The organism is Glutamicibacter halophytocola (genome assembly GCF_001302565.1).
GTDB lineage: Bacteria > Actinomycetota > Actinomycetes > Actinomycetales > Micrococcaceae > Glutamicibacter > Glutamicibacter halophytocola.
On the sequence record NZ_CP012750.1, the window covers coordinates 2,172,680 to 2,194,975 of the forward strand.

Sequence of the window (22,296 nt, forward strand, 5' to 3'; positions counted from 1 at the left end):
CAGAGGAAGGCGGATCAGGCAACAATGAGCGCAATGCCGACGTAGGTCGTCAACAAGGTCGCGAAAAGCCACTCCGCCGTGGATCCCGTCTCTGCAAGGACAGGAACAGCCACGCGGCCGTTGGCTTTCCAGCAACCGCCAACCAGCGGCAGCTTGCGGAACCAGCGTGGCGAACCAATCTTGATCGGCCAAATGAGATTGCAGCCGCCGACGGTCAGCATGTCCCCGAGCACATGCACGATGACTCCCAAGGCCACTGCCAGCAGGAACCAGGTGTTTTCTTCGGGAGCATTCACCCCGACAAAGGCTCCGGTGGCCAAGGCAATGACCCAGCACAGCACCGGCGGCATGAATTTCACGGACTTCACGGCAAAGGAGATCAGCAGCACCGCGAAGAGGGCCGCTCCTGGATAAACCGTGCCCAGCGCCGCGGTATGAACGTCCCATCCATTTGCAAGCCACGCGATAAAGATAAAAAAGGCCATGCCCAAAATGGAATGCGTGCCGTTGCGGTGTCCCCCGGAAACTTCACCGATGACTCGGGCAAAAATACTGGAAAAGGGCGGCAGGGCGCGGGCGATGGTTGCACCGTGATGATCTGCATCGGGAAGCAATGCTGCACCAGCGCAAACGATCGCCCCAGCGAGCGTCTCCCAGCGGTCCATCTGGAAGGTACCCAGCCCCAGGTCAACCGAGCCCACGGTGACCGGAGTAGTAATTGCCAACCATGCGGCTGCGCCGCTCACCGCGTGGTGTCCACCCATCATGCATTCAACCTTAGGACTGGTCACCGACGTTTTAGCGATATGACAGCGGTAAGCTAGGACACATGAGTATTGTGCGTGAAGCTGTCATCGATGATTGCCCTCAAATTCTGGAATTGATCCAGGAACTCGCGGACTATGAGAAGGAGCCAGACGCGGTGCGCAACACCGTTGAGGACCTTGAGCAGCATCTGTTTGGCAACAGCCCCCAGGCGTTCGCTCATGTGGCTGAGGACGAATCCGGAGTCGTCGGCATAGCCATTTGGTATCTGACCTATTCCACGTGGAAAGGCCGCCACGGAATTCATCTGGAGGACTTGTACGTTCGAGCAAACCAGCGCGGATTGGGCACCGGAAGTGCCTTGTTGCGCACGCTGGCGAATATCTGCGTTGAACGAGGATACAAGCGCCTGGAGTGGCAAGTTCTCGACTGGAACGAACCGGCCATCAAATTTTATGACGCAATCGGCGCCGGCGCGTTGGACGGATGGACCACCCGGCGCCTGGACGGCGACGCGCTGCAGGCCCTCGGAACACAAGGAGCAAAGTAATGGCGCATTACCGCGGCATGGACGTCACCGATCACCGGATCGAGGTCCCGCTGGATCACTCGCATCCAGAAGGCGAAAAAATCTCGGTGTTCGCCCGAGAAGTCAGCACCGATTCAACGAAGCCCTGGCTGTTGTTCCTGCAGGGCGGTCCGGGAGGAAAATCGCCAAGGCCCGGTTCGTTGTCGGGCTGGCTGGCAGAAGCGGTAAAGCACTTCCGTGTTCTCTTGCTTGATCAGCGTGGCACCGGCCTGTCAACACCGGCGAACCGAAAAACCTTGCCGCTGCGCGGAGACTCAGCGGCCCAGGCACGCTATCTGGAGCACTTCCGTGCTGACTCGATCGTGCGTGATGCAGAGGCCTTCCGTGAATATCTGGGCATCGATCAGTGGAGCACACTGGGACAAAGCTACGGCGGGTTCTGCACCCTGACCTATCTCTCGCTCTTCCCGCAGTCCCTCGCCCGCTGCCTGGTCACCGGAGGCCTGGCATCGCTGGATCAAGATGCGAAGACCGTATACCGGGCCACCTATCAGCGCATGGCCGAACGCAACCGCGAATACTTTTCCTGGTATCCGCAGGACTTCGAAACCCTGCACCGGATCTACGAGCATGTGCGCGAGAACCGCGACGAGCGATTGCCCAACGGCCAGCAGGTCACCGTCCCGCTGGTGCAGATGCTCGGCATGTACTTGGGCGGCAATACCCGGGTGCACCTGTTGCACCACATTTTCGAGGAAGCCTTCAATCAAACGCCAGGCGGGCCGCGGCTTTCCGATGCCTTCCTCGATGCGTTGCAGGCTCAATCATCATTCGCTTCAAACCCGCTCTACGCGCTGATGCATGAAACGATCTATGCCCAGGGCGAGGCAACAAACTTCGCCGCCGAACAGGTACTGCCGGAATTCCCCGATTTCACCGTGCATGCGGCCACGCCGCTGTTGACCGGTGAAATGATCTTCCGCTGGCATTTTGCCGAGGATCCGGCCTTGCGCCCGCTGGAAGATGTGGCCCGGATTCTGGCCGAGCACGAGCATTTTGCTCCGCTCTATGATCTGGACGTGCTCGCAAGGAACACCGTGCCGGTGGCCGCAGCTGTGTACCACGATGATGTCTATGTCGACCGCGAGCTGTCATTGCGCACCGCATCCCAGGTCGCCGGGCTACAGGCCTGGGTTACGAACGAATACCATCACGATGGCATCGGTGACGAAGGACCGGCGATCTTCCGCCGGCTTTTGGCCATGGCCAACGGCGCGGATCCCGAGGCCGCTGCCAAGGACCAGTAGGGTTCAACAGCAAAGTCGCGCTGCTCCCCTCATGGAGCGGCGCGACTTTATAAAATCCAGAACCTAGCCGTCCAAGTCGGCGGCGATCCGATCGTTGATTCGCAGCATCAGTGGAACCACGCGGGCCAGGGCCTGCTGCTCTGCATCGCTGAACTCGTCCATGCCGCCGAGCAGCACGTTGATGGCCCGCTGGCGGTAGCCGTGGATTTCTTCACGGCCAGTCCCGGTCAAGCTGACCAGGCTTGCCCGCCCGTCCTTTGGATCAGGTTCGCGCTGCACCATGTGGTCGTTTTCGAGACGGATAATCAGTCCGGTCATCGTCGGCTGGGCGACACGCTGTTCAATTGCCAGGTCTCCAACGCGCTGGGCTCCCAGCCGGTCCAGCGACGAAAGCACCCGCCAAGCGGTGACAGAGCGCCCCTGCCCGGCGGCCTGCCCCAACAGGCGGGACATGGTTCCTGAAGCCAGGGCCAGATCGGTGGCTACGGCTCCTGCATCAAGCGGTGCATCACTCATTTGCTATCCCCCACGAGAAGTTCCATGAAATAGAAGCTGGCCAGAGAAAACCCGCCGTCCGGCCCAAAGGGGCCAGCCGGCGGGCTGACGTCTGCTAGCTACTTTTCGTTTGAGTTTGCGGCCTTTTCAGACGCCTTGGTGACTTCTTCAGCCTCGGCGTTGGCTGCCGCGCGCTTGCCCCATGGGGTCCACAGCGACAAGACGGTGGCAACAACAATGGCGCCCAGGATCACCAGCAGGGACAGTCCCACGGAGATGTCCAGCCATGCGTAGTGCAGTGGCTCGCCGCCGTTGATGAATGGCAGGTTGTTTTCATGCAGCGCGTGGAAGACCAGCTTGACGCCGATGAAGGCCAGGATGAAGCTCAGTGCGTGCTTCAGGAAGACCAGTCGGTTCATCAGGCCGCCGAGCAAGAAGTACAGCTGGCGCAGGCCCATCAGGGCGAAGATGTTCGCGGTGAAGACGATGAAGGCCGACTTGGTCAGGCCAAAGATTGCAGGAATCGAGTCGAAGGCGAACAGCAGGTCGGTCATGCCGATGGTCACGAAGACCAGAACCATCGGGGTGAACAGCTTCTTGCCGTCGATCACGGTGCGCAGCTTGGCGCCATCGAAGTCCTTGGAGATCGGCAGCTTGCTGGTCAGCTTCTTGACGAGGCCGCTCTCTTCGTCCTCGTCTTCGTCCTTGAGCTGGTTCCAAGCCGTCCACAGCAGGAAGGCACCGAAGATGTAGAAGACCCACGACCACTGCTCGATGATGGCGGCGCCGAGCACAATGAAGATCGCGCGCAGGATCAGCGCGATGATAATGCCGAACATCAGCACTTCCTGCTGGTACTTCCGTGGTACCGAGAAGCGCGCCATGATGATGATGAAGACGAACAGGTTGTCAACTGACAACGCGTATTCGGTGATCCAGCCGGCATAGAACTCCTGGCCGAGCTGCGGGCCGGACTGGGTCCAGATGACCGCGCCGAAAATCAGTGCCAGTGCGATATAAATGCCGACAAAGATGCCAGCTTCCTTCATGGAAGGGATGTGCGGACGCTTGGTGACGTACAACAAGTCTGCAATGAGAACCGCGCACAGAACGATCAGCGCGATGATCTCGAATTGAATGGTTAACCCATGAGTGCCCACGGACGAGCGACCTTTCGTTGGAGGGTATGGAAAATCGCCGCAAGTCTCTCCGCCGTCGCCGCGGCCTTCGAATCACTTCAAAAGCCTGCTTGGCGATCGGCTGCTGCGCCCGGCGAATCGCCATTGATTCGCGTGTTGACGTTCACAGCATTGGGATACTCCCCTACGTCCAAGCATTAAGTGTAGCGCACAGCATCTGCACAGGCTTCCCCCCGAAGCAGGCCTCCGGCCCTCCGCCCCGCCGCTAAGCGTGCCCGGCGGCCTTCATCTGGCGTAACTCCTTCTTCAATTCGGACACCTCGTCGCGGATGCGGGCGGCCAATTCAAACTGCAATTCGGCGGCCGCAGCGTGCATCTGCCCGGTCATCTCCTCGATCTGCGAGAGCAGGTCCTCGGCGGGAGCAGCAGCCAAGCCGTCCTTGCGCACGCTCGACGAGGCCTTGGTCCGCTTCGCGTCCTTGGCCAGCCGGTTGTTGTTCAGCAATTCCTGCGTGTCGGCATCCTCGCGCGCCAGCTGGTCGGTGATATCGGCGATCTTCTTGCGCAACGGCATCGGGTCGATCCCGTGCTCCTTGTTGTGCGCCTCCTGGATCGCCCGTCGGCGATTGGTCTCCTCGATGGCCTGGTCCATGGCATCGGTGATCTTGTCCGCGTACATGATCACCTGGCCGGACACGTTGCGGGCGGCACGGCCGATGGTCTGGATCAGCGAGGTCGCCGAACGCAGGAAGCCCTGCTTGTCGGCGTCGAGGATCGCCACCAGCGACACCTCCGGCAGGTCCAGCCCCTCGCGCAGCAGGTTGATGCCCACCAGCACATCGAAGGAGCCCATGCGCAGTTCGCGCAGCAGCTCCACGCGCCGGATGGTGTCCACATCCGAGTGCAGGTATTGCACCCGCACCTGGTGCTCGGTCAGGTAGTCGGTCAGGTCCTCGGCCATGCGCTTGGTCAGCGTGGTGACCAGCACGCGCTCATCGCGGTCCACGCGGGTGCGGATCTCATCGAGCAGGTCGTCGATCTGCCCCTTGGTGGGCTTGACGATGATCTCCGGGTCGATCAGGCCGGTCGGGCGGATGATCTGCTCGACGAACCCGTCGGACTTGCCCAGCTCGTACTTGCCCGGGGTGGCCGAAAGGTAGACGGTCTGCCCGATGCGCTCCAGGAACTCGTCCCACTTCAGCGGGCGGTTGTCCATCGCGGAGGGCAGGCGGAAACCGTGCTCCACCAGGGTGCGCTTGCGCGACATGTCGCCCTCGTACATGGCGCCGATCTGCGGCACGGTCACGTGCGACTCGTCGATGACCAGCAGGAAGTCATCGGGGAAGTAGTCGATCAGGCAGTGCGGGGCGCTGCCTGCCTCGCGGCCGTCGATATGCCGCGAGTAGTTCTCGATGCCGTTGCAGAAGCCCATCTGCTCCATCATTTCCAGGTCATAGGTGGTGCGCATGCGCAACCGCTGGGCCTCGACCAGCTTATTCTGCGACTCGAGCTCCTTCAGCCGCACCGCCAGCTCGTCCTCGATCCGCTTGATCGCCTTGCCCATGCGCTCGGCGCCGGCGACGTAGTGGCTGGCCGGGAAGATGTACATCTCGGTTTCCTCGCGGATCACCTCTCCGGTGACCGGGTGCAGGGTGTAGATCGCTTCGACTTCGTCGCCGAAGAACTCGATGCGCACCGCCTGCTCTTCGTACATCGGGATGATTTCCACGGTATCCCCGCGAACCCGAAAGGTGCCGCGGTGGAAGTCCATGTCATTGCGGGTGTACTGCATGGCGACGAACTGGCGCAGCATGGCGTCGCGATTCAGCTCCTCGCCGGTTCGCACGGTGACCATGCCGGCCACGTACTCCTCCGGGGTGCCCAAGCCGTAGATGCAGGACACCGTGGCGACCACGATGGTATCGCGCCGGGTCAGCAGCGAGTTGGTCGCAGAGTGGCGCAGCCGCTCGACCTCCTCGTTGATCGAGGAGTCCTTCTCGATGAAGGTATCGGTCTGCGGGACGTAGGCCTCGGGCTGGTAGTAGTCGTAGTAGGAGACGAAGTACTCCACCGCGTTATTGGGCAACAGCTCGCGGAATTCATTGGCCAGCTGGGCGGCCAGGGTCTTGTTCTGCACCAGCACCAAGGTCGGGCGCTGCACCTGCTCCACCAGCCAGGCGGTGGTCGCGGACTTGCCGGTACCGGTGGCACCGAGCAGCACGATGTCCTTTTCGCCGTTGTTGATGCGCTCGGTCAGCTCCTTGATGGCCTGCGGCTGGTCGCCGGCGGGCTCATATTCGCTGATGACTTCGAAGGGGGCAACAACACGCTTAATCGGCTGGGCAAGACTCATGCATCCAGCATATCCACTTGGCCCGACCGTTTGGGCCTTGCCGTGGCCAGCTTTCAGCTTAAAGCGGCGCGCTGCTACTTGCGCATGCCATAGCGGATCGCATTGCGCTTGACCGTGCGCCCGATGGCGTTGCCGAAAAAGGCCACGGTCATGATGGTCGCGGCGATCAGCCCGAGCAGGGCCAGCCACCCGGAAATGTAGACCACCGGCGAATACGGCCCGGATTCCCGGGCAACAAATTCAGCGCGCCCGCCAAATCCCAGCCACAGCACCAGCGCGAGGGCGAAAGCAATCAGGGTGGTCCACTTGCAGATCCGGTACATTCCTACTCCTGTGCTGGCGCCAGTTGGCGGTAAAGGGCAGCAACCTGCGCCTCGAGTTCTTCCAGGGTCCCCGAATTCTCCAGCAGGTAATCGGCCACGGCCGCCCGCTGCTCATCGCTGGACTGCGCGGCCATCCGGGATTCGGCGTCCTGCCTGGACCACCCGCGATCCTGGACCATGCGGCGGATGCGTTCTGCCGGCGGGGACTGCACGACGATCACCGCATCGAATTTTCCTGCCTGCCCGGATTCGACTAGCAGCGGGATGTCCTCCACCACCAGGGCTCCGTGCGGGGCTTGCTCGCGCGCCACGGCGGCCGCCTGGCGCACCAAGGGGTGGACGATCGCGTTCAGCTTCTGGCGGGCCTGCTCATCGGCGAAGACGATCGCGCCCAAGGCCTTGCGATCCAGGGAGCCGTCGGGCTGCAAAATTTCCGGCCCGAAACAGTCCTTGATCGCAGCCAGTCCGTCGGTGCCGGGGGCAACCACCTCGCGCGCCAGTGCGTCGGCGTCGATCACCACCGCGCCGAGCTCAGCCAATTTAGCCGCAACCGCAGATTTTCCGGAGGCTACTCCCCCGGTCAGTCCCACATGCTTCATGCTTCCACCCTATAAACTATTAGCGATGAACACCAACGAATCCGCCGCGACCAGCTACACCACGCTGCGCGGCGACAGCGTGCACGAGCTGGAAATCAAGCGCTCGCGCTTCATCACCTATCTCTACCGGGTAGAAACCGAAGCCGAGGCCCGCAACCGCATCGCCGGCCTGCGCAAAACCCACTTTGATGCGCGGCACCATTGCACCGCCTTCATCCTCGGCCCCGATCGGATGACCCAGCGCTCCAACGACGACGGGGAACCCTCGGGCACCGCCGGCATCCCGATGCTTGATGCCCTGGCCAAGCGCGACCTGCCCGATCAGAGCCATCTCTCGGACACGCTGGCGGTCGTCGTCCGCTACTTCGGGGGAATCAAGCTGGGGGCCGGCGGGCTGGTGCGCGCCTATTCGGAAGCGGTCTCCTCGGGCCTTGACCACGCGAGCCTGCTGCGCCGCCAGCGCCTGCGGATTTTCACCCTGCCGGCATCCCACGCCTTGGCAGCACGCTATGAGAACGAGCTGCGCGCCGCCGGCTACCAGATCGAGCCCACGCACTGGGAGGCAGACGCCGCACTGGTGCACATCGGCATTCCCGACACCCCCGAAGCCGCCGAAGAATTGCGTGTCCACGTCGCCGCACTGACCGCCGGGGCCGGAGAACTGGCCACCGCAACTACCCGATGGGTTGATCTGATTTGACTACCTCTCCCGGCCCTGCCGCCGATATTGAAGCCCTGCTCAGCCAGCTGGGCCGCTGGCCAGATGTCCAGGCGCCGAACCTTTTCGCCGCCGACGCCGCCGACCGGCTCATCTTGGACACGGCGGCCCGCGAATTGGCGAACACCGGCTGGCCCTCCACCATGGCCATCGTCGGCGACCACTACGGCGCGCTTGCTGCCGGGGCGCTGGCCCTGGGCAGCACATCGGTGCGCGTGCACACCGACTCGCTGACCGCCCGCCGCGCCATCGAGGCCAATGTCCGCCAGCTGCTCCCGGACGCCGCCGATCTGCTCCGCTTTTACCCGCTGGCCCAGGTCGCCGAACAGGCCAGCACCATTCTCCTCGCCCTGCCCCGCGGCCTGGATGTCCTGGACGAACAGGCCGCTGCCCTCGCCGCCGTCGCCGCGCCCGAGGCCCGGTTATTTGCCGGTGGCCGCATCAAGCACATGAGCCGGTCAATGAACCAGGTGCTCGCCGCCCGATTCGCCCGGGTCGATGTCTCCCTGGCACGGCAAAAGTCCCGTGTCCTGATCGCCAGCGATCCCCTGCCCAAGCAACCAGCCAGCAGTTTCCCCGCCACCGCCACCCACCATGTGAACGGAACCGATTTCACCTTGCATGCCGGGGCGGGCACCTTCGGCGCGGCCCGCTTGGATCCAGGCACCCGGCTGCTTTTGGAGCACCTGCCCGATCTTTCCGCGCATGCCGCCCTCGTGGATCTCGCCTGCGGAAATGGCTCCATCGGCGTCTATGCGGCGCTCACCCACCCTCGCTTGCAGGTTATCGCTTCCGACCATTCGGCCTCCGCGGTTGCCTCAACCTTGGCCGCCGCTGCCCGCAACGGGCTATCAGACCGCATGACCGCGACCCAGGATGACGCGCTCAGCCGCCTGCCGGCGAACTCGGCCACGCTCATCACGCTCAATCCGCCCTTCCATATCGGCAACACGGTGACCGCCGACATCGCCTTCAAGCTCATCGACGATGCGGCCCGCGTCCTGGCACCCGGCGGCGTCCTGCTTTGCGTATTCAATTCGCATTTGCGCTACCGCAGCGAATTAGCCCGCCGCATCGGTCCCACGGCGCAATTGGCACGCGACAAGACCTTCACGGTTACCTCCTCCATCAAGGAGTCCTGAAGCTTTTCCACAGCTCGCCCTTTTTGCGTTGCGCCGCGGCACCTGCAGCGCATTCTTGGCCTATGAGCGAAACCGTTGGCCAGGCAATTGCCAGCCTCACCCAAGCGATCAAGGACGCCTCGTGCCTCACCGCCGAAGATGCCCTGGGCCTCGCCACGCTCATCCCGGCCCTGCACCAGCGCCTCGCCCCGGATTCTGAGGCAGGGCCGGAACCACAATCCGCCTACCAGCAGGATCCGCGCTTTGCGCTGGCGCTGGCCGCCTCGGCCGAATTTGCTGCCCACCAGGCGCTGCGCACCCAGATTTACGCGGCTCATCTCATCGAATCCACGGCGGCCAACACCCTCGCCGAAGGCGAACTGGACGCCGTGCGGGCAGGAACTGTCGATTTCACCCGCCCCGCGCAGCGTACCGGCCAGCGCCCGCCCTTCCCCAACTGCACCGACTTGCTCGCCTCGTGGGTGGGCCTGGGGCATTTCGAGGCCAGGCGGCGCATGGACAGCGCGCATCATGTTCTTGCCCAGTTCGATTACCAGCATCAGCGCTATCCTGCACAGTTCCCCCTGCTGGCCCAGCGTTTTCGCGATAGCTCCCGTCCTCCAGCGGAGGCACTATCTGTGGCCCGGCGGCTGGGCGCCCTGGAACCGGAACGAGACGAGTTCGCCCCTCCGACAACCTCCACCGTGCGCGATGACCATGGCCGGCTGCTGGAATCCGTGCTGGATGCGGAAATGGATGAACCGGATGCTGGAACCCGCCGCAAGGCGATCAACCTGGTCCTCAAAACGGCACGCGATCAACAGTCGGAAGAACAACCCGAAGCCCAGGAAGGAATCTTCCGCAAGGGCTTGCGCCGTGGCTTGATCTGGTATGAGCTGGGGCTGCGCCCAATCCGGGCCGACCTCTTCGAATCCGGGCTCGCCCAAGCCGATAACCCGCGCTCCGGTGCTGGCCAGGCCGCCCGTGAAGCGTTCACCGACGAGCAGTGCGATGCCGAAAAGGCCTCGGGCGATCATCCGGATTTTGTCACCGACGAGGAAGCCGCAACCGCCGAAGCACCACAAGCACCGCCGATCGCTCCGGCCGCTCGCCGGCTCAATGCCATGATGCTGTTGCTCGAACTCAACGCCAAGCGCCTAAAGCGCCTGCTCGATGCAACCCTGAACCGGGCCGCGGATCCGGGCTCTTCCCCACCGGATGCCGCGGATCTGGATTTGCCCGTAATCAACCCCCGGGTGGTGGTCATGCTGACGCTGGCAGAGCTGGAAGGCCGAGCAGAAACCCATGGAATGACGGCCCATGGCTTTAAGCTCAGCGCCACGGACCTGCGGCAAACTCTGGCCAAAGCAAGAATCATTCCCATGGTTTTGGGCGGCAAGGGCGAAATATTGGATATCGGCCGCAGCCAGCGCAAGCATCCAGGCTATATGCGGCTTGGCGTAGCGGTGCGCGATCGCGGCTGTATCGTCCCGGGATGCACCATGGATCCTGAGCGGTGCAATATCCACCACATCTGGTTCTGGTCCGAGGGCGGTGTCACCTCAGTCTACTGGAGTGCCATGCTCTGCGATGGGCACCACCACGACGTGCATGCCGGATTGATCAAAGTCATCCCCGATGGTGGAGTCCCCAAGGTCATTCTCCCAAGTTTTATCGATCCGACGCAGGCTCCTGTGCGCAATCGCTACCACTTGATACAGGCTGCCTAGCCGGGCCGGGGCTGCCTTGAACCCGCAATGCGGTCAAGGTACCACGATGGCTTTTTCGCTCAGGCAAGGAAGGGGCGCGCCCCCTGGACGCGCACTGCTTCCGCGTCAATCCCCACGGATCGCAGACTTATCCGGTCGATTTCTTCTCGGGTATTCTCCTGGAGGGACTCTGCGGCAAGCGTGTTGTCGGCCGGATCGATGACTTTCAGAACGCGCTTGGAGCGATTCAGCGGTTCACGCGCAGCAAGAGGCGCATAGTAGTCGCTGGCCTGTTCTCCACCGCCGTATAGCCATGGCGATCGCACCGCCACCGGGCGCGAACCCCAACCGGTGAGTCCCACAATGTTCATGCGTTGCCGGGTCCCGTAGAGAATCTTGCCGGTGAGGTTCCTGCCATAGACCCACGGCTGCTGGGCTATTTGCAAGAATTCGGAATGGCTGAGCTTGTTGACAGCCTCAATGCCGTGCACCTGGCAGAAGTCGGAGGCAAAAATGAACCGGGGGTCCACAAATGGTTTTTTGCTCTCGTTTTTCTCGGAGTCGCGGCAGCCGCATTTCCACGTTTCTTGTTCGATCAGGATCGCCTGACCCAACACGCGCAACGGGGTGGGACCGATTTGCGCATCGACAGGTATTTCCAGCGCGAAGATCCCAACGGATCGGCTGCCAATCCAGCGCAGAATGCTGAGCAGGAAGCAAACGGCTAGCAGAGCCATGGCGGCCAGCAGGTCAAAACGGAACCCGGCGTCGAGATCGGATAGCGAGCTGGTCTCGGTGCTGAAGTATTCCCATGCTAGTCGCACCGCCGGATACGCTAGTGCCCCCAAGGCCAGATTCCAGGCAACAGGCGACATGTATTTGGTGACGCCAAAGCAGCGGCGCTCGGCCGAAGCCAAGGTGAGGCTGCCGGTCGCCTCTCTTCGCCAGCTTCTCAACAGGCTCTTGAATCGCGCGTCGCTGGCAGCCACAAGGATCGACAGCAACCCGTAGTATCCCAGCGCAACCATCATGAAGGTTTGAATTGTGCTGTGGTGCGGCTGGAAGCAATAGATGATGCCCGTGATCCCGAGCCCCAACCATGGTGCCTGCCTGCCGCTGCCGAAAATCAGCGCAATTGCAAAGGCGATCGTGGACAGGGACACCAGGCCCCACAGCCCGTCGGCCACCAGGGCGAGCGCAATGAGCTGATCGTGGATGAGAAACAAGTTAATCCCCATGGGAATCCATGTGCCGGCGGCAACCCAGAAATTGGGAATGGTCCGGGGCACGGCCGCCCACTCTTCGCGCGTTACCTGCTTCAGGACAATCTGCTTGCCTGCTTTCGGACTCAGCGCAGTACTGCCTGGCCCGCTCTTTTCGGTCTCCATGTGTACCTCACCACCGCCTGCTAATGGACCTCATTGGTGCCGTTTTAGTCTATCGTTGGCAGGTTTTAGCCCGAGTCCTCCTTGTGGGCTATTCCGGAACCGGCGGCATCAGCAGAATTGGTGACAACCCAATCGCGGCAAAACCCAAGGCCTCGGGGTTAAAGCACGAAGGCCCAACCCTTTCGGGTTGGACCTTCGCGCATCAGCTCAAGCTAATGACGTTTCCTGCACAAGGCAGAAGCCGAAATTAGTTGCCGGTCAGCTTCTCGCGCAGTGCAGCAAGAGCTTCGTCGGAAGCCAGGGTACCTGCATCGGTGGCTGGAGCCTCCGAGGAGTACGAAGCTGGAGCTGGCTCGGAGCTGCCTGCAGCAGCAGGTTCTGCTTCTGCGTCAGCTACGATTGCGGCTGCAACCTGCTTCTTGTGTGCTTCCCAACGCTCCTGGGCAGCAGCGTACTGTGCTTCCCATGCAGCGCGCTGGGTGTCGAAGCCCTCGAGCCATTCGTTCGACTCTGGGTCGAAGCCCTCTGGGTACTTGTAGTTGCCGGCCTCGTCGTACTCTGCAGCCATGCCGTAGAGTGCTGGGTCGAACTCGGTACCCTCTGGGTCAACACCTTCGTTAGCCTGCTTGAGCGACAGCGAGATGCGGCGGCGCTCGAGGTCGATGTCGATGACCTTGACGAACAGCTCGTCGCCAACGGAGACAACCTGCTCGGCCAGCTCAACGTGGCGCACTGCCAGCTCGGAGATGTGAACCAGGCCTTCGATGCCGTCTTCGACGCGTACGAACGCACCGAATGGAACCAGCTTGGTAACCTTGCCCGGTACAACCTGACCCAGTGCGTGGGTGCGGGCGAAGGTCTGCCAAGGATCTTCCTGGGTAGCCTTCAGCGACAGGGAAACGCGCTCGCGGTCCAGATCGACTTCGAGTACCTCGACGGTGACTTCCTGGCCAACTTCGACAACCTCGGATGGGTGGTCGATGTGCTTCCAGGACAGCTCGGAAACGTGTACCAGGCCGTCTACGCCGCCCAGGTCCACGAATGCACCGAAGTTGACGATGGAGGAAACAACGCCCGGACGAACCTGGCCCTTTTCCAGCTTGTTGAGGAAGGTCGAGCGAACCTCGGACTGGGTCTGCTCGAGCCATGCACGGCGGGAAAGCACAACGTTGTTGCGGTTCTTGTCCAGCTCGATGATCTTGGCTTCGATTTCCTGGCCGATGTATGGAGCCAGATCGCGCACACGGCGCATCTCGACCAGCGATGCTGGCAGGAAGCCACGCAGGCCGATGTCCAGGATGAGGCCACCCTTGACAACCTCGATGACGGTACCGGTAACGACGCCGTCCTCTTCCTTGATCTTTTCGATGTCGCCCCAAGCACGCTCGTACTGAGCACGCTTCTTGGACAGGATCAGGCGGCCTTCCTTGTCTTCCTTGGTCAGAACCAAGGCTTCAACGCTGTCGCCAACGGTGACAACTTCACCTGGGTCAACGTCGTGCTTGATGGAAAGCTCGCGGGAAGGGATGACACCTTCGGTCTTGTAACCGATGTCGAGCAGAACTTCGTCGTGGTCAACCTTGACGACGGTGCCTTCGACGAGGTCACCATCGTTGAAGTACTTGATGGTGGCGTCGACTGCGGCCAAGAAGTCCTCAGCAGATCCAATGTCGTTGATTGCGACGACTGGTGCGCTGTTGTTCTCGTTCGAGGTGATGGTCATGTAGTAGGGACTCCGATGTGGATAGATTTGATCAGTCGAAACCCCGGAAGTCCCGGAATTTCGAGCGGGTAAAACTTGCTTGCGGCCACAACTAGCGCCATGGCACGCTGTACAAGTCTACGCGTATACCAGAGTGCGGGTCAAAGCGTAACCCACTAACATCCACGTCAGCATTTTGTGAACTTCGTCATAACAGGCGGTTGATGCGGCCCCTGCCGCTAGAAGCCGTGCGGCGTGAATCCCTCGCGGGGCGCGTTGAACAAGTCCATCCAGTTTCCCGGCTGTCCCCCGCTTTCCAGAACGGCGCGGCCCGAATCCAGCAATTGCCCCAATTGCACGGACCCCAGGTACAGCCCCGCAAGTTCGCGCTCCGACAGGGACACCCGGGGCAGGCCGGCTGGAGCATGCCCTTCTTCGATTCGGCTGACCGCGGCATGGGAATCGGACACGTCGAAGAGGTAGCTTCCGGAAATCATCTCCAGCCGATCGCTCACGCTCAACACCAGTTGCGCCTCTTGCTGGTAGCCGCGCGCTTCGAAGGCGGCAACAACGTCGAGAACGCGCAGCCACAGGACATCGTCTATGGAACGCACGTGGTAGTCGCGAACGTTTTCCAGCACATGGCGCAGCGGGTCCCCCACCGGGCCTTGGCCGTGCACTTCCTCCACCAGGTCATGGTTGCCCAGGTACTCGAAGAGCTTGATGCGGGCGGCCTCGCTGGTAGCCACCAGCTTTTGCACGACCAGTTTTGCCTTGGGCTCATCCCATCCGCCGAACTTGTACGTGGCGAAGCCGCCGAGCTGGCCGTCGCCGTCGTAGTAGGCGGCAAAGCGCAGGTTCTTCGGCTTGCCCAGGCTCTCCCAGGTATCCCAGCGTCCCAAGGCGAAGCCGTCATCGTACTCGGTGCTGTCCACGGAGCCGAAGGTCTGCTGCAGCGCATTCACTGACAGGGCCGCGTACTGGGCCGCGAACTGCTTCGGATCGATATCGATCACCTGGCCGGGCACCTGCACGCGCAGCTTGACCCCCTGGGCGCACTTGAGCGTGAACCGGGTTTGGTAGGTGGCCGGCTCGAAGCCGAACCGCCCGTAAATGGTCGCCTCCGACGCGGTCAACGCCGCCATCGGGAATCCTGCCTGCTGGGCGTAGGCGAGGTCGGCGGTAATCTGCTTGGACAGGATGCCGCGCCGCCGATAGCTCGGAGCGACCGTGACGGCAGAAATCTTGTGCGTTGGAACGGGCGCCTTGCCCCCGGCGTTGATCAGCCCCGGGAACGCCCCATAGGTGTGCACCGGGTCGGCGCCATGGCGCGAGTGCGGTTCCGCGGCGGTGTCGAACACCAGTGAAAAGCGCATCTTTTGGGCATAGGTCAAGTCCAAGTAGTTCGACCACTGTTTCTCTTCCGGCAGCGGCTCATAGAAGCCGATCCCGGTGGCCTGGTGGAAGATCTTGATCGCTTCGTCGATTTCGGGGCTGCGTTCGGTGGCCTGGTACGTCCGGGTTTCCAGTTTCGGCTCGCGCTCTGGTCTCATCATGCTCCTTGGCAGGGGAATCGGCTGCTCACAGTCTATGTGCAGCTTCGCGCTGCGCAAGGGGCGCAGTCACCAGGCTTCGGAGAGGGTGATGAACCGGAGCCCGGACTCCAGGGCCGGCCCCAGCCCGAGCGCCATGCCTTTGGCCGTGCCGGAAGCCGGCTGGTTGAAGTGCCCGATGCCTACGTCCCCGGCACCCAGCTGGCGGACCTGGGCGGCCACGGTCTGCGCGCCGAAGGTCGCTCCGGCATCCAGATTGACGGTGAAATTCATCGGAACCACGCCCAGCTCCCGGCACATCGCCGCACCGGCTTCGTCCATGTGCGCGGTACCGGAACGGAAGAATTTCGCGACGATGCCGAACTTGTCGGCCAGGTACCGCTGGTTTCCCATCACCTCGTCGTAGGCCTGGCCAATCGAACCCGTACCGCCGATGCCGTAGGCTGACTGCCCCAAGGTGGCCAGCGGGGCATGGCTGGTTCCGTGGTTGGCGATCTCGAACAGCTTCTCGTCGACCAGCTCAGCCAGCAGACGCGCATTGGCGCGAGCCCAGCGTTGGTTGACGAACAATGTCGCGGGCACTTTCCTGGCACGCAATGCGTCCAGCAGCGCTTCATCCACCCCGGAGCCCTTCGGTCCCCCACAGGCATCGAAGGTCAACGCCGCGGCGCCATCGGCCCGAGGCAATCGAAGCTCGATGCCTGGGATGTCCAGCCCGAACTGGCCCGCCGGAACGCCTTCGAACTTCGCCACGGCCTGGCTCCGGCTCAGGTACACCGCTTGGGGGCTGGCCGAAGCCAGAGGCGGTGCAGCCGTGGCGGGCACGGGGCTGGCCGGTGCCGGCCCTGCCGCTGAGCCGGCTCCGCCCGCCGGGTCGCCCGCGCTGCAACCGGCGATCAGCCCGGCCGCCAGCGCCCCCAGGCCCAGGCTGCCGGCTTTCAGCACCCGACGGCGCGTGTAGTGCTCCATGTTCTTTTCTTTCATCCAACCCGCGTGATCATGCGGCAAGGGCAGGATCGCCTCTCGATGTTCCTGCCCTTGCCGATTGCTGTGCCTAGTGCGCGGCGTCGTGCCAGGTCCGGCCGATGCCCGGCTGGACATCCAGTGGAACCAGCAGGTCCGCGGCCTGGCCCATTTCGCGGGTCACCAATTCCTGCACCTGCTCCAGTTCACCGGCGGCAACTTCCAGAATCAATTCGTCATGGACCTGCAACAGCATCCGCGACTTGAACTGTCCCGCAGCCAGCCCCTCGGCAATCTTGAGCATGGCCACCTTGACCAGATCCGCCGCAGAGCCCTGGATCGGGGCGTTCAATGCGGCACGCTCGGCAATATCGCGAAGCCGGCGATCCGAGCTGTTCAGCTCCGGCAGGTAGCGGCGGCGTCCGAAGATCGTCTCGGTGTAGCCGTCCTTGCGCGCCTGGTCCACCACCGAGCGCAGGTAGGTGCGCACGGCGCCGAAGCGGTCGAAGTAGTCCTTCATCAGCTTGCGGGCTTCGTCAACACCGATCTTCAGCTGCTTCGACAGGCCAAAGCTGCTCAGGCCATAGGCCAAGCCATAGCTCATCGCCTTCACCTTGGAACGCATTTCCGAGGTGACTTCTTCCGGCGCCACGTTGAACACGCGCGAGCCGACGTAGCGGTGCAGGTCCTCGCCGTTCTGGTAGGCCTCGATCAGGCCCTCGTCTTCGGACAGGTGCGCCATGATGCGCATTTCGATCTGCGAGTAGTCAACGGTCAGCAGGCTCTCGTAGCCCTCGCCCACCATGAACACGTCGCGGATCCGCCGGCCTTCTTCCGAACGCACCGGGATGTTCTGCAGGTTCGGGTTCAGGCTCGAAAGCCGGCCGGTGGCCGCCACGGTCTGCGCATAGGTCGTGTGGATGCGGCCGTCGCCGTGGGTTGCCTTGAGCAAGCCGTCGACGGTTTGGCGCAGCTTGATCGCATCCCGGTAGGCCATCAGCGCCACCAGGAAGGGGTGCCCGGTTTTGACCAGGAGATCTTGAAGTGATTCGGCATCGGTGGTGAAGCCGGTCTTGATCTTCTTGGTGCGCGGCAGATCCAGTTCCTCGAACAATACGACCTGCAGCTGCTTGGGGCTTGAAAGATTCACCTCGTGGCCGATCGCGGCGAACGCATCGTTGGTCGCCTGATCCACCTGGGTGGTGAAATGCGCGCGCAACTCATTCAGCCGGTCCACGTCCACTGCCACGCCGGCGCGTTCCATCTCGAAGAGCACCGGAATCAGCGGCAGCTCCATTTCCGCCGCCAGCACATCCGCGTGCTTTTCGGCCAGCTTGGTGGCCAGATAGGCGGAGAGGTCATGAATCGCCTGCGCCTGGGCCAAGGCCGGTTCGGCAAGGTCCGAGGTGAGCCCCAGGTCCAGTTCGCCCTTTTTCGCTTCATGCACCGGCACCGCGTACTTCAGGTGGTACTGCACCACATCCACCAGATCGTGGCTTCGGCGATCCGGCTGGATCAGGTAGGCGCTAATCAGCGTGTCGTCCCGGATGCCGGCAACTTCCAGACCGCGTTCGATCAGCAGGTGCATGGCCGCTTTGGCGTCGTGGAAGATCTTCGGAGCGTTCTCATCGGCCAGGAACTGCGCCAGCACGCCTTCTGCGGCTTCATCCAGCTGAGCCAAGTCCAGCCAAGCGGCCTGGTCACCGCGGTAGAGCGCAAGCCCCACTGCTTCCCCATCAACCACCGCCGGCTGCAGGGCGATTGGTGCACCCTTGCCGGCGTCGATGAAGCCACGCAGGCCTTCGGCATTGTCGGTGACCACCCGGGTGAAGGCCGCAACCTCCGGCGCGACCTCTTCTTCCTGGGCAGCGAAGAGGTCAAAAAGCCGCTTGCGCAGGGTATTGAATTCCAGCGCGTCGAACAGGTTCTCGATCTCTTCGCGGTTCGGCGCCGACAGTTCCATCTCTTCCAGGGTCACGGGAAGATCCAGATCGTGCTTGAGCTGGTTCAGGCGGCGGTTGCGCGTCACGTTGTCCACATGCTCGCGCAGCGACTCGCCCACCTTGCCCTTGATCGCATCAATGTTCTCCAGGATGCCGGCCAGATCGCCATACTGGTTGATCCATTTGGCTGCCGTCTTCGGGCCAACCCCCGGCACGCCGGGCAGGTTGTCGGCGGTTTCGCCTACCAGCGCGGCAAGGTCCGAGTAGCGTTCGGGGCGAACGAAATATTTCGCTTCCACGGCGGCGGCGTCCATCGGCGGAATGTCGCTGATGCCCTTCTTCGGGTACAGCACCAGGGTCTTTTCGGTGATCAGCTGGAAGGCGTCTCGGTCTCCTGACACCACCAGCACATCGAATCCGGCGTCTTCGCCCTTGGTAGCCAGCGTGGCAAGGATGTCGTCAGCTTCGAAGCTTTCCAGGGTGATCGACGGAATATTCATCGCCTTCATCACTTCCTGGATGAGGTCGATCTGCCCGTAGAACTCTTCGGGGGTCTTATTCCGGCCACCCTTGTATTCGGTGTACTCCAACGAGCGGAAGGTCGGGGTATCCAAGTCGAAGGCCACGGCAACGTGCGTAGGCTTCTGCTGCCGGATCATCGTCAGCAGCATCGACACGAATCCGTGCACCGCGTTGGTGTGCTGTCCGGTGCTTGTTGCGAAGTTCTCCGCGGGCAGCGCGTAGAACGCGCGGAACGCCATGGAATGTCCGTCAATAATCAGCAGTCTTTTGTCCGACGAGGGTGTCAGTTTGGTAGTTTCGCTCACACCTGAAAGCCTAGTGGCCATGAACGAGAATTTCACTCCGCAACCCACGCAATCTTCGGCACATCCCTTCGCCGACCAGCTGGCCCGGCACGGAGTTCCGGAATCCATCTGGCCCTATCTCACCCACAATGGCGTCGGCGAACTCGTTGAGAAATTGCAGATCGTCTTCACCGAGTTCAGCCCTCAAAGGCTGAGCGCCACCATGCCGGTGGCCGGAAACACGCAGGTCTACGGGATCCTGCACGGCGGGGCCTCGGCAGCACTGGCGGAAACGCTCGGCTCGATGGCCGCGGCGCTGCATGGGGCCGGAACCTCCCAGCCGGTGGGCGTTGATCTGAACATCACTCATCACAAGGCGGGGCGCTCCGGGGTGGTCACGGCCCAGTGCACGCCGGTGCATTTAGGCGCGCGCAGCACATGCCATGAGATCATCATCAGCAACGATGCGGGCCAGCGGATCGCCACGGCGCGCATCACCAACATGCTCTTGCCGCTCGACCGCTAATTGCCGAGCCAGCCGGGCCGCTAGTCGACCGAGTAGCGGGACAGGAAGATGTCGCCACCCAGATCGGTGACGCTCAGCGACGAGAGCTGGGTGCTGATGCCGCGCCCGAAAATGCTGGTCCCTTCCCCGAGCACCACCGGCACGGTCACCACGATCAGTTCATCGAGAATTTTCGCTTCGACGAAACCGCCGGCCACATCCGCCCCGCCGACGATCCACACGTCACCGGCGCCAGCGCTGCGCGCAATATCCCGGCTCCAGAAGCCGAATTCGCCACGAATGAAGGTCAGATCGGTATCGGGAAGGGTCGGCAGTTCGTGGTGGGTGAAGACCCAAACAGGCTTATCCCCGAACTTCCACTCCATCCGGCCCTCGGCGACTTCGCGGGCGATATCGGCGTAGGTTTTCCCGCCGATCACGACCGCGCCGACGCTTTCGAAGAACTGGTCAAAATGCTTTTTCACACCCGGTTGCTGGGCGAACGTGGTGAACCAGTGCGCATCTTTGCTGCCATCTGCGATAAAACCATCAACGGAGGCACCCACGTAGTACTTGAAGCTTGTCATGGCTCCAGTCTAGGGGTGCCTCCGTTGAAGGCAATATCAAGTTGTTCTTACCAGCCGAACGCCCGAAAGCGGGCGACCGGTTTTTGCGCTAGTGGCTTGAGGAGAAACCCAGAATGGCTTCGCTCAGCTGCGGCACGATCAGCACGACGCCGAAGGCGACGATCAGGCCGGCAACAACGAAGCAGGCGTACGCTGCGCTCTTGCTCAGGCTCGTGCTCCGACCTTCGTCCTTGGCCACGGCCAAAAGGCGCACCCCGAACGAATATGCGGCGACAATCAGCATTGCCGAAATCCACGTGACAACGGCAACGATCCCAAAGGAGGCCCAGTCGATCATGAGTTATCAGCTTCCTTCTGCACTGCAGCAAGCTTTGCCTGCTGCGCTTCGGCTTTGGCCTTGGCACGACGCTGCTTCTTGGTCAAGATGTTCACCGCTGCGCCGGAGTTGTCAATGTCGGACATGGTCGTCTCGGCACCGTGAGGCTGCTTGCGGGACACGAACCAGATGGTCAGCATTGCCGCCAGGCCCAGGATCGCGACGATCACCACGCCCGGGGTGCCCAGATGGGTGATCCATGCGGCCAGGCCGCCGACGATCGCTGCAGCCGGCAAGGTGAAGAGCCAGCCAAGGGCAATGCGCCCGGCAGTCCCCCAGCGAACCTCGCCGCCCTTGCGGCCCAATCCGGAACCGATGACAGAACCGGAAGCCACCTGGGTGGTCGATAATGCGAAGCCCAGGTGCGAGGAAGCCAAGATGGCTGAAGCGGTGGAAACCTCCGCGGCGAAACCCTGTGCAGGCTTCACATCGGTCAAGCCCGAACCCATGGTCTGGATGATGCGCCAGCCACCGGTGTAAGTACCCAGGGCGATCGCAAAAGCACAAGCGGCCACAACCCACAGGTGCACGCCGGAGTCGGATTCTTGCAGCCCCGAGGCAACCAAGGTCAGGGTGATGATGCCCATGGTCTTCTGCGCATCGTTGGTACCGTGCGAGAGTGCCACCAGCGAGGAGGAGAAAATCTGTCCGTAGCGGAAGCCGCCGCGCTTAGGCGAGGCGCCGCTTTGCCGCTTGGTGATGGCGTAGGCCAGCTTGGTGCATAGGTAGGCGGAGACGCCAGCGATAATCGGCGCGCAAATGGCCGGGAGCAAGACCTTGGAGAGCAGCACGCCGTAGTTCACTGAAGCCAGGCCGGCACCGACAATAGCTGCACCGACCAGGCCTCCGAACAGTGCGTGGGAGGAGCTCGATGGCAGGCCCAGCAGCCAGGTCAGAAGATTCCAGATCACCGCGCCCATCAGGCCCGCGAAGATCATGGCCGGGCCGATGGCCACGCCGGTGGTGGGGTCTTCGTTGATGATGCCGCCAGAGATGGTCTTTGCTACCTCGGTGGAGAGGAAAGCGCCGACCAGATTCAAAATTGCGGCGAGGGCAACTGCCTTCTTGGGGGAAATTGCACCGGTTGCGATCGGGGTGGCCATCGCATTGGCCGTGTCATGAAAACCGTTGGTGAAGTCGAAAAACAACGCCAAGGCGATGACCAGGACGACGATTAGCGTCAAATCCATTTAGTACCAGCCTGAAGGGTCGAACGGCAAGGGAAAGTGTGCGGGCTTCGAATTAAGATCCCCTGCGAAAATCAGTGTGGTGCAGGACTTGGTTCCAAGCGCAGTTTCAATCTTAGGCGTACTGGGCTGTTCGTCAATCCAGGCAGTCAACCAGCATCTGGCAAAATTTGGATTAACTTTGAACATCACAGCAGGGCCTGCAGCCCTGTGACCGCTGCGCCACAT

General features: G+C 62.2%; 20 protein-coding genes. 6 read left to right on the plus strand and 14 right to left on the minus strand.

The window, feature by feature from the left end; translation table 11 throughout:
• Nucleotides 1–14 precede the first annotated feature (14 nt).
• Entirely contained in the window at nt 15–767 is a 753-nt protein-coding gene (locus tag AOZ07_RS09980) for a metal-dependent hydrolase (RefSeq protein ID WP_060701865.1), read from the minus strand.
• Between the two features lie 62 nt (nt 768–829).
• On the opposite strand from AOZ07_RS09980, the gene AOZ07_RS09985 reads away from it, so the two are divergent.
• A complete protein-coding gene (locus AOZ07_RS09985) occupies nt 830–1,315 on the plus strand; it encodes a GNAT family N-acetyltransferase (RefSeq protein ID WP_207758450.1) in 486 nt (161 codons plus the stop codon).
• Nucleotides 1,315–2,601 (plus strand): alpha/beta fold hydrolase, encoded by a 1,287-nt coding sequence (locus tag AOZ07_RS09990; protein WP_060701866.1) that lies wholly within the window; start codon nt 1,315–1,317, stop codon nt 2,599–2,601. The genes AOZ07_RS09985 and AOZ07_RS09990 overlap by 1 nt, the downstream gene beginning before the upstream one ends.
• Before the next feature lie 63 nt (nt 2,602–2,664).
• On the opposite strand, the gene AOZ07_RS09995 is transcribed toward AOZ07_RS09990, so the two are convergent.
• The 5 genes from AOZ07_RS09995 to coaE form a co-directional block, all read right to left on the minus strand.
• Nucleotides 2,665–3,117, minus strand: coding sequence for a MarR family winged helix-turn-helix transcriptional regulator (locus AOZ07_RS09995; protein WP_060701867.1), 453 nt, complete (start codon nt 3,115–3,117; stop codon nt 2,665–2,667).
• Between the two features lie 98 nt (nt 3,118–3,215).
• The gene (locus AOZ07_RS10000) at nt 3,216–4,256 is read right to left on the minus strand and encodes a TerC/Alx family metal homeostasis membrane protein (RefSeq protein WP_060701868.1); all 1,041 of its coding nucleotides are present in this window, start codon (nt 4,254–4,256) and stop codon (nt 3,216–3,218) included.
• A 244-nt stretch (nt 4,257–4,500) separates the two neighbouring features.
• A complete protein-coding gene (gene uvrB / locus AOZ07_RS10005; protein WP_060701869.1) occupies nt 4,501–6,588 on the minus strand; it encodes an excinuclease ABC subunit UvrB in 2,088 nt (695 codons plus the stop codon).
• A gap of 74 nt (nt 6,589–6,662) precedes the next feature.
• Entirely contained in the window at nt 6,663–6,911 is a 249-nt protein-coding gene (locus AOZ07_RS10010; RefSeq protein WP_060701870.1) for a hypothetical protein, read from the minus strand.
• 2 nt (nt 6,912–6,913) lie between these two features.
• Nucleotides 6,914–7,510 carry a dephospho-CoA kinase gene (coaE, locus tag AOZ07_RS10015; RefSeq protein ID WP_060701871.1) on the minus strand — a complete coding sequence of 199 codons (597 nt, stop codon included), beginning with the start codon at nt 7,508–7,510 and terminating at the stop codon, nt 6,914–6,916.
• 25 nt (nt 7,511–7,535) lie between these two features.
• On the opposite strand from coaE, the gene AOZ07_RS10020 reads away from it, so the two are divergent.
• From AOZ07_RS10020 to AOZ07_RS10030, 3 genes are all read left to right on the plus strand, one after another.
• Nucleotides 7,536–8,210, plus strand: a complete 675-nt coding sequence (locus tag AOZ07_RS10020; protein ID WP_060701872.1) for a YigZ family protein — start codon at nt 7,536–7,538, stop codon at nt 8,208–8,210.
• Nucleotides 8,207–9,370 carry a class I SAM-dependent methyltransferase gene (locus AOZ07_RS10025; RefSeq protein WP_236995163.1) on the plus strand — a complete coding sequence of 388 codons (1,164 nt, stop codon included), beginning with the start codon at nt 8,207–8,209 and terminating at the stop codon, nt 9,368–9,370. Before AOZ07_RS10020 ends, AOZ07_RS10025 begins: the two co-directional genes overlap by 4 nt.
• A gap of 62 nt (nt 9,371–9,432) precedes the next feature.
• Entirely contained in the window at nt 9,433–11,079 is a 1,647-nt protein-coding gene (locus AOZ07_RS10030) for an HNH endonuclease signature motif containing protein (RefSeq protein ID WP_060701873.1), read from the plus strand.
• Nucleotides 11,080–11,138: 59 nt separating this feature from the next.
• Here the strand turns inward: AOZ07_RS10030 and AOZ07_RS10035 are convergent, their stop codons facing one another.
• The 5 genes from AOZ07_RS10035 to polA all read right to left on the minus strand — a co-directional run bounded on the left by AOZ07_RS10035 (nt 11,139) and on the right by polA (nt 19,368).
• A complete protein-coding gene (locus tag AOZ07_RS10035; protein WP_060701874.1) occupies nt 11,139–12,446 on the minus strand; it encodes a hypothetical protein in 1,308 nt (435 codons plus the stop codon).
• Nucleotides 12,447–12,693: 247 nt separating this feature from the next.
• A complete protein-coding gene (gene rpsA, locus AOZ07_RS10040; RefSeq protein ID WP_058254564.1) occupies nt 12,694–14,169 on the minus strand; it encodes a 30S ribosomal protein S1 in 1,476 nt (491 codons plus the stop codon).
• Nucleotides 14,170–14,387: 218 nt separating this feature from the next.
• Nucleotides 14,388–15,704: a GNAT family N-acetyltransferase gene (locus AOZ07_RS10045; RefSeq protein WP_084793211.1), complete on the minus strand. Its 1,317-nt coding sequence runs from the start codon at nt 15,702–15,704 to the stop codon at nt 14,388–14,390.
• A 66-nt stretch (nt 15,705–15,770) separates the two neighbouring features.
• The gene (locus tag AOZ07_RS10050) at nt 15,771–16,670 is read right to left on the minus strand and encodes a polysaccharide deacetylase family protein (RefSeq protein ID WP_060703406.1); all 900 of its coding nucleotides are present in this window, start codon (nt 16,668–16,670) and stop codon (nt 15,771–15,773) included.
• Nucleotides 16,671–16,755: 85 nt separating this feature from the next.
• Nucleotides 16,756–19,368 (minus strand): DNA polymerase I, encoded by a 2,613-nt coding sequence (gene polA, locus AOZ07_RS10055; RefSeq protein ID WP_060701876.1) that lies wholly within the window; start codon nt 19,366–19,368, stop codon nt 16,756–16,758.
• A gap of 85 nt (nt 19,369–19,453) precedes the next feature.
• Between polA and AOZ07_RS10060 the strand changes: the two genes are divergently transcribed.
• Nucleotides 19,454–19,939, plus strand: coding sequence for a hotdog fold thioesterase (locus AOZ07_RS10060; RefSeq protein WP_060703407.1), 486 nt, complete (start codon nt 19,454–19,456; stop codon nt 19,937–19,939).
• Between the two features lie 20 nt (nt 19,940–19,959).
• Here the strand turns inward: AOZ07_RS10060 and AOZ07_RS10065 are convergent, their stop codons facing one another.
• From AOZ07_RS10065 to AOZ07_RS10075, 3 genes are all read right to left on the minus strand, one after another.
• Nucleotides 19,960–20,505, minus strand: coding sequence for a dihydrofolate reductase family protein (locus AOZ07_RS10065; protein ID WP_060701877.1), 546 nt, complete (start codon nt 20,503–20,505; stop codon nt 19,960–19,962).
• Nucleotides 20,506–20,593: 88 nt separating this feature from the next.
• Nucleotides 20,594–20,842 (minus strand): hypothetical protein, encoded by a 249-nt coding sequence (locus tag AOZ07_RS10070; RefSeq protein ID WP_060701878.1) that lies wholly within the window; start codon nt 20,840–20,842, stop codon nt 20,594–20,596.
• A complete protein-coding gene (locus AOZ07_RS10075; RefSeq protein WP_060701879.1) occupies nt 20,839–22,071 on the minus strand; it encodes an inorganic phosphate transporter in 1,233 nt (410 codons plus the stop codon). Before AOZ07_RS10075 ends, AOZ07_RS10070 begins: the two co-directional genes overlap by 4 nt.
• Between the last annotated feature and the right edge of the window lie 225 nt (nt 22,072–22,296).